This window comes from Pelagicoccus sp. SDUM812003 (assembly GCF_031127815.1).
Lineage (GTDB): Bacteria > Verrucomicrobiota > Verrucomicrobiia > Opitutales > Opitutaceae > Pelagicoccus.
This window is the reverse complement of sequence record NZ_JARXHY010000002.1, coordinates 409,693-422,697: the sequence shown is the minus strand read 5'-3', so window position 1 is coordinate 422,697 and position 13,005 is coordinate 409,693. Positions and strand designations below refer to the sequence as shown.

At 57.8% G+C, this 13,005-nt stretch carries 7 protein-coding genes; 2 read left to right on the top strand and 5 right to left on the bottom strand.

The window, feature by feature from the left end:
- The first annotated feature begins 20 nt into the window (after positions 1 to 20).
- Positions 21 to 2,315, top strand: a complete 2,295-nt coding sequence (locus tag QEH54_RS03975; protein WP_309017329.1) for a YfiR/HmsC family protein — start codon at positions 21 to 23, stop codon at positions 2,313 to 2,315.
- A 238-nt stretch (positions 2,316 to 2,553) separates the two neighbouring features.
- Here QEH54_RS03975 and QEH54_RS03970 read toward each other — a convergent pair whose 3' ends face one another.
- From QEH54_RS03970 to QEH54_RS03950, 5 genes are all read right to left on the bottom strand, one after another.
- A complete protein-coding gene (locus QEH54_RS03970) occupies positions 2,554 to 3,660 on the bottom strand; it encodes a non-reducing end alpha-L-arabinofuranosidase family hydrolase (RefSeq protein ID WP_309017328.1) in 1,107 nt (368 codons plus the stop codon).
- A gap of 134 nt (positions 3,661 to 3,794) precedes the next feature.
- Positions 3,795 to 5,837, bottom strand: a complete 2,043-nt coding sequence (locus tag QEH54_RS03965) for a beta-galactosidase (protein WP_309017327.1) — start codon at positions 5,835 to 5,837, stop codon at positions 3,795 to 3,797.
- Between the two features lie 37 nt (positions 5,838 to 5,874).
- On the bottom strand, positions 5,875 to 7,800 hold the full coding sequence (locus QEH54_RS03960) for a sialate O-acetylesterase (protein WP_309017326.1): 1,926 nt from the start codon (positions 7,798 to 7,800) through the stop codon (positions 5,875 to 5,877).
- Positions 7,801 to 7,930: 130 nt separating this feature from the next.
- Entirely contained in the window at positions 7,931 to 9,943 is a 2,013-nt protein-coding gene (locus tag QEH54_RS03955; protein WP_309017325.1) for a glycoside hydrolase family 97 protein, read from the bottom strand.
- A gap of 99 nt (positions 9,944 to 10,042) precedes the next feature.
- On the bottom strand, positions 10,043 to 11,713 hold the full coding sequence (locus QEH54_RS03950; RefSeq protein WP_309017324.1) for an alpha-L-fucosidase: 1,671 nt from the start codon (positions 11,711 to 11,713) through the stop codon (positions 10,043 to 10,045).
- 616 nt (positions 11,714 to 12,329) lie between these two features.
- Here QEH54_RS03950 and QEH54_RS03945 point away from each other — a divergent pair.
- Complete coding sequence (locus QEH54_RS03945) at positions 12,330 to 12,962, top strand: response regulator transcription factor (RefSeq protein WP_309017323.1); 633 nt, start codon at positions 12,330 to 12,332, stop codon at positions 12,960 to 12,962.
- Positions 12,963 to 13,005: the final 43 nt, after the last annotated feature.

Genomic DNA, 13,005 nt, shown 5'->3' with positions numbered 1-13,005 from the left:
ATCGTTTTATGTAAACCAGCATGCCATCTCCTCTCTCAGTTCGCTCCCGGTTTGTCCGTACTTTCGTCGTTACATTTTGTTTCCTTCTTTTCTCCCTAGAACTGTATGCGGCTCAGTTGGAGCGTGAGGTCGTCACGGTCGCTTATGTATTGAGTTTTGCCAAAAACATTGAGTGGCCAGGCGAAGATCGGATATCGAAATTCAACTTTTTGGTGATTAGCGATGACTCGGGCATCAATCGTGAAATGAAAGCGATGGCCGCGTCGAGGGAGCTGAAAGGCAGGCCGATCGAGGTCACTCTCTCTGAATCGGTTGTTGTTCCCGATGACGTTCATTTGATTTTCATCACTCGCGGATTGAAGGATTTAACCGCGCCTGTGTTTGATCGTATTCAAGACAAGGGCAAGTTGCTGGTTAGCGACGGGTTCGATGATCAGAGGTCCGTGATGATCAATTTGATCGAGGACGAGGATCAGACGGTGAAGTTTGAAATCAACAAGGCGAATATCATCAATCAGGGGTTGAAGGTCTTGCCGGATATGGTGCTGCTTGGGGGAACGGAAATCGATGTGGCTGAACTCTATCGAGAGTCGCAGGACAGCTTGCGCAAAAAGGAAGATGAAGTGAAGGCGTTGCAGGAAAATCTGGATACGCTCAACGAGTCGCTGCGTATCAAAGAAGGGGAAGTCGAGGCGCTGCAGCGAGATTTGGATTCCCTCAATGCTCAGGTCGCCGCGGCTCATGAGGAAATCGAGAAAAAGCAGTTGCAGATCAGTCGACAGAACCGTGAAATCTTTGAGCAGCGAACGCAGATCGAGGAGGAGCAGCGGGAGCTTGAGCGTTTGTCGAATAGCGTAAGGACGCAGCAGGAGACATTGGTCCGTCAAGGGGAGTTGTTGGAGCAGAGCCGGAACGATCTGGAGCGTCAACAAGGAGAGATTGAGAATCGGAAGGCTGTTTTATTGGAGCAAAAAGAAGTCATCGAGCGGCAGAAGGATTCGATTGTTCAACAAAGTCGGGTGCTCGAAGAACAGGGGGCGACGATTGCTATACAAAAGCATATTCAGTATTTTCTGATCGTTGTCGTTTTGCTGGTCCTCGGTTTGTCTTATATAATCTACCGAAGTTATAAAGCGAATCAGATCGCCAATCGGAAACTGCAAGGGCAGACGGAAGAGCTGCAGGTGATGCTAACATCGCTGGAGCTTGAACGGAACAAGTCGCAGCAGTACTTGGATATTGCGGGCGTTATCATGGTCGCTATTGATGCCGACCGAAAGGTCACGCTTATTAATCAGAAAGGCTGTGACGTTCTAGGGGTGACCGCAGAGGGAGTCATTGGCGAAGATTGGTTTGAGACCTTTGTTCCCGAGAGCGTTCGTTCGGAGGTCGTCGATCACTTTTGCGGTCAGATGGTCGGCGAAGTTGAGCAGTCCGAGTATTTCGAGAGCAAGATCGTGACGCGGCAGGGTGACGAGCGGTTGATCGCTTGGCAGAATGTGTTGCTTCGGGATGATGCCGGAAATGTTAGTGGCCGGCTCAGTTCTGGAGAAGACATCACGGGTCGTAAACGCGCTGAAGAACAGATCAAAAGGCTCAACCGGGATTTACAGGAACGCGCGGTTGCTCTGGAGTCGGCCAACAAAGATCTGGAGGGCTTTTCCTATTCCGTCTCGCATGACTTGAGAGCACCGCTGCGTCATATTGATGGGTTCATGGAAATGCTCCAGGAGCGAAACGCAGGCAGCTTGGATGAGAAAAGTATCCACTATATGGTGACCATTCGGGATTCGGCGAAGCGCATGGGCTTGTTGATCGATGATCTGCTTGCTTTTTCCCGTACGGGGCGGCAGGCGCTGTCCAAAAGGCGGATTGATTTGAAAGCCAAGATCGAGAGCATTGTTCGGGCGTTTGAACAGGAGACCTCGGGGCGAACGGTCGAATGGAAAATCCTCGATCTGCCGGAGGTATCCGCGGATAGTACGTTGATGCAGGCCGTTTTGGAGAACCTTGTTGGAAATGCCATCAAGTTTACTCGGTCGCGTGAGGTGGCGAAGATCGAAATCGGCGGCTACGAGAACAGTGGAGAGAAAGTAGTCTTTGTCCGCGATAACGGTGTCGGCTTTGATATGGAGTATGTCGACAAGCTTTTCGGCGTGTTTCAACGCCTGCATCAGGCCGACGAGTTTGAAGGGACGGGGATCGGCTTAGCGAATGTACACCGGATCATCAGTCGACATGGGGGGCGCGTCTGGGCGGAGGGAGGGCTCGATCGCGGAGCCACCTTCTACTTTTCGCTACCTGCTGTGGATTGACTTGCGGCGCAAATCGCACAAGGCAGACCGAATTCGAGGGTATGGTCGTTGGGCAGCTTGGCCTCCACCTTTCGGGAGGGGGACAAGCGAGAGAGGTGTCATCTCTGGACTCTACCGAATAAAGAGCGTGCCCGGAGGTCCCGCTCCACCCTTTCGACAATCAAAAGATTGGAACGCCACTTCCGGGGACGTTTTTCATTCCTACTTCAATTAAGAAAGGAAGTTAGCGTACGCCAAACTAGTCGCGCGGGCAGCAGCTTTCCTGATTGGTTTGCAGCGGCTTGTTGGCGCGGATGAGGGCGAGCCGGTAGGGAAGTTGTGAATACTCCTTTTCCTGCGAGTGACGGTCCATGCCTTGGTAGAGGAAGATCATGTTCTGCGGATCGAGGACCAGATTTTGGTCGTAGCCTTCGCGCAGCATTTCGCCGTGGCTGATGTGGGAGGTCCAGAGTGGATCTCCGCTGGCCGTGACGACGTTGGTCGGGCCGGCGAAGGACTTATCCCAGTTGTCGGTGTCTGGCATGGGCGTCCAGTCTCCGTCAAGCGAGTTGGCGGTGAAGGCCCGGAAATAGCGGAGGTTTCCTGGGGCGACGCATTCGACGAGGCAGAGGTAGGTATCCATTCCTTTGAGACGGTAGACGCTGCTGCCTTCGAAGAGGTCGCCGGGATTGTCTTCCTGCAGGATGACGACGGGATCATCGAAGCCGTTGGGGAAGTTTTCGATTGTGGTGCGGCTGCGGTAGAAGCGGCCGTGGTCGTCGGGGAAAAACATATACGCGTGGGTGTCGTCGCAGATGATCCAGTAATCGAGCCAGCCTTCGACGACGCTCTTAGGCGTGCCCTCGAAGAAGTCCTGCGGGGCGGTCCAGCTATCGGGATTGGTGATGTCGTCGGTGGTGGAGTAGCGCGGCTGCGGCGATTGGAAGATCAGGTACCACTTCTTTTGCGGCTCGAAATAGAAGGCCATGGGGGCGCAGTTGTAGCCGCCGAAGTGAGGATTCTGATCGAAGTAGTAGGGCTTGGCGTTGGCCGCCTCGGCCCAGGTCTCGAAGCTGAAGTAGGCCATGCCCCAGGCTCCGCTGGTATCGGCGGTGGTGGCGATCAGGTGCCAGCGGTCGTCGTGGCGCACGATCGTCGGATCCTTGACGGACACGATCGGGTGTGTGGCATCGGGGATGGGGAAGACCATCGGCTCGGTGGAGGTCCAGCTCTGGGGAGCTCGGAAGGTTACGGCTTCGCAGGAAGTGTGGCAAGAGTCGCCTGCTTGGGCCAGCGAGGCGAGGGATAGGGCCGCGCTTGCGAGGGCGATTCGAGTGAAGAAGGGAACGGATCGTTTTGTATTCATGAAATGGATGATTGGATTGAAACCGCAAAGAACGCGAAGGTCGCAACGTTTAGGTGACGTTGCTTCGCGTACCTCGCGGTCCTAGTTGGTGGTTGTTCGAATGACCCGCTATCAGGGGCCGTGCCGAATCGTGTCTAGTAGGTTTCGATGAACTCCGGCTCGTTTGGCTCGAGGGTGAAGCTGCTGGTGTAGGTTTTGTCGAAGAGGAGGCTTTTGGCCTTGGCTCCGGTTTGGATCTTTTTTGCTTCGTTGCTGATGTTTAGGTAGAGGGTGTGCTGCTCGTCCACTCGGCGGGCCAAGACGCCCTCCGGAACCTTGGGACCTCTTTTGATTCCAAGCTCGGATATGAGATCGTCCAAAAGCGGTTCCAACAGCGCTCCGTTGGCAGCAGTGCCGACGTAGATGGCTCTGCCTTTGCCGTAGCTGTGGGAGGTGATGATCGGGTAGTCATGGTGGAGGCTGGTGATGGACGCGAGTACCTTAGCTCCTCGCAGATCGATGACGTCGAAGCGTGGCGTATTTGCGTTGAAGGCGGCATTCTTGTAGCGCAGCTCGATTTGCTTGCCTGACTTGTTCTCAGGAGAGATCTCGTTGAGCAGCTCGGTCTCTTCGTGGTTTCCGATCCGAATTCCGAATACGTCGCTCAGCATGCCTGGGCGAGTCGTGGCGAAGACTTGACCGTGTTCGTTCACGAAAGCGGAGTCGCTGGTCATGACGACGGTGCCGCCCGCTTGGACGTAGTCGCGGATCTTCGAGGCGGTGGCCTCGTCCATGACGGCGACTCCGGGAACCATCAACAGTTTGTAATCGAGCTGGCTCTTGTTGATATCGAGGACTCGCGAGTCGATATTTCGCTTAAAGAGCGTTTCGAAGCAGGCGTATAGTTGACCGTCGTGACGCTCCGAGTAGTGGGCGCTGGCGATTTGGCTGGGAAAGGAGAAGGCGAGGCCGATCTCGGCCTTTGGCTGGTAGGGGAGGTACTTTTCGATCTTTTTGAACTCGGCGGCGATCTGTTTGTATTCGTAGTACTTGCGATTCGGGACGCCATCCCAGTCGAGCATGCCCTCGAGGTATTGCTCTCGGCCGCCCCAGAGGCTTTGCCAGGTCCAACCGCAGACCATCTGGTTGCCGAGCATGAGGGAGGTGTAGGCGGACTTTCGGATGGCGTTCGGCACGGCGCTGTGCGTGGTGAACTCGACGCACCAGAACGGGTTTGTACTCTCGAACTGGATACGAGCGATGCCAAATGCGGCGTGGAGGATGCCGCCGTTTTGGATCAGCGAGTTGCCGGCATAGAAGCCGTTGCCGTGGCGCGTCATCTTGCCGGAATAGGCGATTTCCGAGTAGTCGATATACTTTAGCGGGCTGTAGTACCAGGCATTGGTGGTAGCCAGGGCCTGAGGCGCGTTGGCATGGGCGATATCCATGACGTCGATGAGCAACTGGTTGATCTCGTCGGAAATGAAACGCCGGAAATCGAGCATCTTCTCGGGCACGTCGTTGGGCTGGACCTCTACCGGAAGCCCGATCGCTTGGTAGTCGTTGATCCGTTGAGACCAGCGTTGCGTGGCCCAGGCTTCGTTCAAGGCATCGAGATCGGGGTACTTGTTTTTCGTCCATGCGATGAATCTTTGTCTGACTCCTTCTGAGTAGGAGATCGGGCCGTCGCCTGATTCGTTGTCGATCCCGAAGGCGAGCAGAGCGGGGTGCACGCCATAGCGTTTGGTGAGCGCGTCCGTGAAGCGCAGGGCGTACTTCTGAAATGCCGGATCTCCGGCGTCCTCCATGTATCGGTGGTTTGGGTACTTCGTATTCCCGTTCTGGTCCACGAGGCTGATGGAAGGGTGTTTGTGGTGAAGCCAAATGGGCGCGGGGCGGATGGGAATGTCGAGGATGACTTTAATCTCGGCTTTTGCCATTTCGTTCATGACGAAATCAAACCATTCGAAGTCGAACTGGCCGTCCGCCGGTTCGTAGCTGTCCCAGGCGAGGTGGCCCATGCGGACGATGGTGAAGCCAGCGTCCTTCATGAGCTGGATGTCGCTCCGGATCTTATCTCTGCGCTTGTCGTCGTGAGGGTGATAGTTAGCACCGACGTAGAGCGTCTGGGCGTTGCCGCTCGACGCGATGGCGAGGAGGAGGGTTCCAATGAGAATGGCGAGAGCGCTCAGTTTCATTTCTGTATAGCTTGGGTTGCTTGTAACCTACGTCGCGCTATTCCGAGTCGGTGGCGAAGGGGGAGGCGGGGAGGCCGGCTTCGTTGTAGAGGTTTCCTTCGGGGACGTTGGCCCAGGCGTAGCGGACAGCGGTGGGAGCGGAGACTTCGTCTGAGGTGACTACAACGGTCTTGCCTACGATCTTAGCTTGGGCCGGGTGGAAGACGTTGTCGGGTCCGGCGATGGTGAAGCCGATCAGCGGGCCGTTCTTGGCTACGAGTCCGCCTCCGAGGTGACTGAAGCGAAGCACGGCGCGTTTGCCTTTGGCTTTGAACGACTGGTAGAGCGGTCCGGAGTATTCCAGTTTTTCTCCATAGGCGAGGGCGCGGGCAGCGAGGGCGAGGCGTTCGCCGACCGGACGCTTGTCGGTCGGATGGATGTCGTCGGCGTCGCCGACGTCGAGGGTGACGGCCATGGCGGAATTGGGGATGCGATCCAGCGAGAGGCGCTGAGCTTCGCGGATTTCCGGCGGCATCTCCTTGAAGGGAGCGATCTGTACGTAGAGGAAGGGGAAGTCGCCTTGGTCCCAACCGCGGCGCCAGTCTTCCACCATGTTGGGAAAGAGCTCGCGATAGAAGTCGGATTGGGGGGCGTTGGCTTCGCCTTGGTACCAGATGGTGCCGCGAATGGCGTAGGGCTGCAGGGGAGCGATCATACCGTTGTGAAGCACGGTCGGGGTGCCGGAACCCATCGAAGGATCGGTGGGAGGATAAGGGGCGTTCTGCGAAAGCTCTGAGGTGCGGTAGCGCCACTCGCCGTCGAGGGCGATCGCCTGGGAGGGATCGTCGGAACGAACGAGCTGCATGGCATCGCCGCCCCAGATGCCGCCGCCTCCTCCGGTGTCGAGCACGCGAACGGCAATGGAGTTGCGACCGGCTTTCAGTGTATCTGCGGGTATGCGGTAGACGCGCGACTTGTTCCAAGTGGTGTCTCCGCCGACAAAGCGACCGTTGACCCAGGTGGTGTCGACGTCGTCGATGGCGCCGAGGTGAAGGTCGACCTCTTGGTCGGTCCATGCGGCAGGGACGTCGATTTCGCGGCGGAACCAGACGATGCCATTGTAGTTGGGCAGGCCGGCGTTTTCCCACATGACGGGCAGGTTCATGGTTGACCATGTTTCCGTGTCGAGCGACTCGCCATTCCAAGCGGGCTTGGCGGCGGTGCCGGAGTCGTTTTCCGCGAACCAGCGCTCGAGGTCGCGATGGTATTCCGCCCGGGCGGCTTCGGGATCCTTTTGGATCCACTCGAGGCGTTTGATCGTGTCGGCGAGCTGAGGAAGGCGCTTAATGCCATCGGGGCTGGTCCAAGCTTCGGCAGGCGTGCCACCCCAGGAACTGTGTATCAGCCCTATGGGTACGCCGCGGGCTTGATGCAAGGCGCGACCGAAGAAGAAGCCGACCGCGGTGAACTGAGGGGCGGTTTCGGGCGAGCAGACGAGCCACTCGCCATCGACGAATTCCTGTGGTTCGAGGGCGAGGGTTTGGGCGGTGCCGAAGTGGCGGATTTGAGGAAAATTGGCGGAAGCGGCCTCGGCTTCCCAGTTCTTGATTGGCTGCTGCCAATCGCGTAGGCCCAGCTGGCGTTCCATGTTGGATTGGCCGCTGCAGACCCAGACTTCGCCGATGAGGATGTCGGAAAGCGTGATCTCGTTGTTGCCCTTGATGGTGAGGGTGTAGGGACCACCGGCAGTCATCGGGTCGAGTTTGACGCTCCACTTGCCGTCTTTGGCAACGGTCGAAACGGTTTTTCCGTCGAGGGTGACGGAGACCTTTTCGCCATCGTCTGCGGCGCCCCAGACGGGGATGGGCATGCCTTGCTGCAGCACGGCATGGTCGCGGAAGAGGGAAGCCGGTATTACGTCAGCATGCGCGAGGGCTGCGCTGGCGCAGAGAGCGGCTGCGAGGGTGCGTATTGGGATTCTCATGATTGTCGGTGTCTTGAAAGGTTAAGGAGGGGGGATGCAGAGGAGTTTGGCCCACAGATATCGCAAATAGGCGCAGATCCAGTGTGTGTTTCTTATCTGAGTTAATCTGAGAAATCGGTGGGCATATTCGTTACGGTTGGGTTAGGATGGAGGCGTATCCACCGGCTGGTGACAGGGAGAGGGTCAGTGTGTCGATCGCTTCAACGGTTCGGGTGGATTCCGAAATCGATTCAGGCTGCTCTCCCGATTCGGGCTTGTCGGCGAAGGCTTTGAGCGACCACTCGCCTTCGCCTAGGAAGGTCAAGGGCACCTTGAGGGTCATTGGCTCTTCGCCGTTCATGGCGGCGAGACGCCACTGGCTGCCGGAGCGGCGGGCGATGACGACGTGTCCGGCGACTTCGGCGGAGAGGATGACGGTCTCGTCCCAGACGGTGGGCAAGTCGCGAAAGAAGTCGACGCCTGGTTGATCCCGGTAGTTGGCGGGGCTGTCGCAGAGGACCTGAAATGGGCTTAGGTAGATGACTGTCATGGCCAGTTGACGAGCTCGGGAGCCCATGACCTGAGCGGGGTGGGTGATTTCGAACTCGGGCGGGGTGCGATTGAGGAAGCCGCCGGGCGTGAAGTCCATCGGGCCAAGCAGGCCGCGGGTGAAAGGTAGGGTGATGGTGTGGAGCGGATCGCATTGGTTGCCGCCGAGCTTGTTGTATTCATTCCCCAATACGCCTTCCTGGGTGAGATAGTTGGGATAGGTGCGGGCGAGTCCGGTTGGCTTGTAAACGCCTTGGAGGTCGACCATCAGGTGGTGGCGGGCGGAGCGCTCGAGCAGCTCCACGATCCACTGCACGGTTTCCTGTGAATCGCTGCCGAAGAAGTCCACCTTGATGCCGACAACGCCGAGGTCGGCGAAGTGTTCGAGGGCGCGTTCCATGCCGAAGGTTTTGATGTCGAGCGAGTGGGCCCAGATCCAGAGGTCGACGTCGCGCTCGCTGGCGTAGGAGACGAGCTCGGGTACGTCGATATGAGGGAGCTCCTGGGTGAAGTCGCCGGAAGCGGCGTTTGGCTCCGAGTTCAGTCCCTTGTCCCAGATGGTCATGTGCTCGTACCAAAACCAGTCCATGAGCTGGTAGCGGAAACCCATCTCGGCGGCGAAATCGATGTACTCCTTGTGCGAGCGGTTGTCGCCGCGGGAGTAGACGCCGGTGTTTTCCGGCTGGGTGGGATTCACGCCGGTCCACCAAGTGTCCCAGGCTGAGACGCCGGGCTTGTTCCAGGACTCGTCGTCGACGCGTGAGGGGGTGGCAAGCGTGGCGACGAGATCGTTGGTCAGCAGCTCGGAGGCGTTGCGGGCGACGAGGAGTGCGCGCCAGGGGCTTTGCATCGGGCCTGGGCCGACGACGGCCCCGCGGCCGTCGTGGCGTTGGGCGAGCGTGACTTTGGCAGCGGTTTCGCCGGTGCCGGAAATCAGCATGCCGGCCCAGTCGAGAAGGTCGGACTCGGCGATGGCGACGTAGGCAGAGGGTGTCTCGACCAGCAGCGGCAATACGCCATGGTAGGGGCCGCCCTTGTTGTTTTGGGTGGGGATGGCGCTCAGAGTGGTCTCTGGATACTGGTTCTCGGCGGACGAATGTTCGCCACCGGCCCAGCAGCGGTAGTCGGCGGGGAAACGGAACTCGGTGAGCTCCTGGTTGAGGATGAACTCGCTGTCGGAGAAGCTCTCCGGTAGGTCGTAGCGGAAGGCTACACCGTTGTCGTAGGCGCGGACGGTGAGGCCGAAGGGACGGTCTGTGCTGTCGTTGGTTTCGGTAAATTCGAGCTTCAGTTCGCACCAGTTGTCCGGAACGACACGGCTTGCTCCGTAGCGGTTTTCCCAGAAGCCGTTGTGGCTTTGGCGGCGGGTGCCGGTGATTTGGGAGGTCGAGCCGATGGTGAGGCCGTCGGCGAATGCGAGACCGAGCTGGGACTCGGCGAGCAGCGGCTGGCCGTCCATCTCGACGCGGTATTTCAAGCCGTCGGTGTCGCTCACGACGACGAGCAATCGACCATCAGGCGAGGCCAGGGAGATCTCTTTTGCCTGCGTCAGGGCGGAAGCGGCGAGGGTGAGGCTGAGAGCGAGGGGACGGATAGACTGGAAATGTGTTTTCATGCCGTTTCAAGGGAGAGCTTGAGACGAGTATGGGGAAGCGATGCCGGAGTGTATCCGAAAGGGGAGTTGCTCATTAGAGGGCAAACAATCCACGAAAAGCTAGTCGCGTGGTGATATTTTGAATACGATTGCGATATCGCTGGGAACCTTCTTTGGCGCTTCGATTACGAGGGCTCTGCTGGTCTGCGACCAGGCGAGTTCTTCATCGCTGCCGAGGAGGGTGACGTGGCCGATCTCGCCATCGTAGAGCCCCGCGGCGGTCCCAAGCGACTCGATGCTTATGTCTACGCTGGGCACGGACATGAGAGTGGCGTACAGGGTGTCGCCTTTGGTGGTGAATCGCACATCCTCGGCGGTGAAGGGCTTCACTTTGTCCTCGTTGAACTTCGGGCGGTCGTCGGCTTCGGTTGCCTCCATCTGGGGGCCTTCGCCCATGACCTTCCAGGGACGCGTTCCGTGAATCGCTTCTTGGTTTATCTGCATCCAAGCGGCAATGCCTTCGAGGATGGCGATCTCGGCGTCGTCGGGGGCGCCGTCGCCGCGCAGCGGAACGCTCAGGAGCAGGTTGCCGTTTTTGCTCACCACATCGACCAAAGTATGCACGATTGTTCGGGCAGACTTGTATCCGTTGTTTTCGTACACGCCTTTGTTGTAGTGCCAGTCGCCTAGGCAAGTGCCGCTCTGCCAGGGCTCGGGCTCGATCTTGTGGCTGCGGCCACGCTCGATGTCCCACACCATGCATTGGCGCTGGTCCGGATCGAGGACTTTGCCAAAGAGGACTCCATCGTCGCCGCGCCATTGGTTTCTGCGATTGTAGAAGTGAGCGGCTAGCTTGAGACCGGCGTCGCTGACGGGCCAGAGCGGGAGTGCGGTGTCGTCGAAGTAGATGAGGTCCGGATGATAGCTGTCTATCAGGTCGACGGTTCGGTTGTAGAATCGGTCGCAGAAGTCCTGGTCGGGCGGGGTGAGGCCGTTGCCCCATTCCCAGCGTCCCCAAATGCTGGTGGGCTCTTCGAAACCGGGGGCGGGTTCATGGCGCTGCTCGTAGAGGTCCTGAGGGTCATAGCCCTCCCACCAGGTTCCCTTGCCGTCCTCCTTGGTGAGATCGCCGTCGTAGGGCACGCCGGCGAGCGGACCGGTTTGGTCGGCTCCTTGAGCGGTCTCATACCATCCCCAAGCGTGAGCGGCGTGCACGCTGACGCCGAATTTCATGCCATGTTCGCGAGCGGCGGTGGCCCAACCCGCGATGAGGTCCTTCTTCGGGCCCATGTTGACGGAGTTCCAGGGCTGGTACTTGGAGTTCCAGAGGTCGAGATTGTCGTGATGGTTCGCGAGGGCGAAGAAGTATTTGGCGCCCACCCGCTGGTAGAGCTCCATGAGCTTGTCCGGGTCCCAGTTTTCGGCCTTCCACTCGTTGATGATATCCTTGAAGCCGAAAGTGGAGGGGTGTCCGTATTGCTCGAGGTGTTCATCGTATTGCCAGTGGTCTTGGCAATACATGTTTCGGGCGTACCAGTCGCCGCGCTCCGGCTCGCATTGCGGTCCCCAATGGGCCCATATGCCGAACTTGGCGTCGCGAAACCATTCGGGCACTTCGTATTGAGCGAGCGATTCCCAGGTGGGTTCAAACTTGCCAGAAGCGACCGGTTCGACGGAGGTGTCCACGATGACGGACGGCTCGGCGTCGCTGGGTATGGAGGCGCTGAGTGGCGCGGCGGCGAAGAGGGCAGCGAGAAGGGAAAGGGTGTTGATTTTCCAACAGGGTTTCATGTGAGGTCCTAGTTTGTTTTTCTAGTATCCGATCGGGCGATACATGAGATGATTCGTGTAGCGCCGCGTCAGGATGGAAGGGTGACGCAAGGTAATGCTTTAGGGTCCATTATGGTTCGAACGTACACCTTTAGTCGCCAGACTAAATGTAGGCCGAAGCATCGCGAAAACTCGGTACCTGAGCGGCGGATCAGCAAATCCGTCTCCGCAATGGTGCCGATCAGGCTTGGACCATCGATGGTTCGGAGACTTAATCGGCCCCTTCGAAAACACGCTTTCGAGGTCACAAGTTTTCGCGATAGGCGAGACGGTTGTTTTTCCCTATTGTTTCTCCCTCAGGACATCGGATGGCGGTCGCTGCTCGAAGTCCCGAAATGTTTAGCGTTAGCAGCTTAAAACATTCTTAGTTCATTAGTAAAAATCGTAAGCCGAGCATCGCTCCCACGCGATGCTCGGATTAGGAGTTTCCAGCGTCGGCTAGACGAGGAAGCTATCTTGCCAAATGGTAAAATGTGGACAGTATCGTGTTTCTTGATCCGTCAGTCACTTCGTGCCGCCACAGATTCGAGTAAACAAGCAAATGACCCCAGCCCCTACTTCTAACCGCGAGCCTACTGTGATCACCGTTGCCGTCGTAGACGATGATAGCGAGCTTCGCGAAATACTCGCTAACTGGATCGAGAGTTCCGATGGATTCGCCTGTGTAGGAAGCTACTCCGATGCGGAGAGCGCCATGGCTCGGCTGCCAAAGATTCCTCCGGATGTTGCTCTGGTAGACATCAATATGCCGGGGCAAAGTGGGATAGATTGCGTTAAGGAGCTCAAGCAGAAGATTCCCGATACCCAGTTTGTCATGTTGACGGTCTATGAAGACTCTGACCACATTTTCGATGCTCTTGCCGTCGGGGCTACGGGCTACCTGCTAAAGGATACGCCCCCTGAGGCCATTCTCGATTCTATCGCTGAAGTGCATGCGGGCGGATCGCCCATGACGACGAATATTGCGAGAAAAGTTGTTCAGTCGCTGCGTCGTCCCCAGTCCGAACGAAATCCGGCGGACGAGCTCACCAAGCGAGAGAACGAGGTGCTGATGTTGTTGGCGCAGGGGTTTCTGTACAAGGAGATCGCCGATAATCTCGGTATCACGTATCAAACGGTGAATACGCACATTCGCCGCATCTACGAAAAGCTTCAAGTGCACTCTCGCAGTCAGGCGGTGGCGCTGTTTGCCAAAATACCTAAGCTTTAGAGGTTCTCCAGAACAACCACCCGAGACCCGAAGGATACTGTCG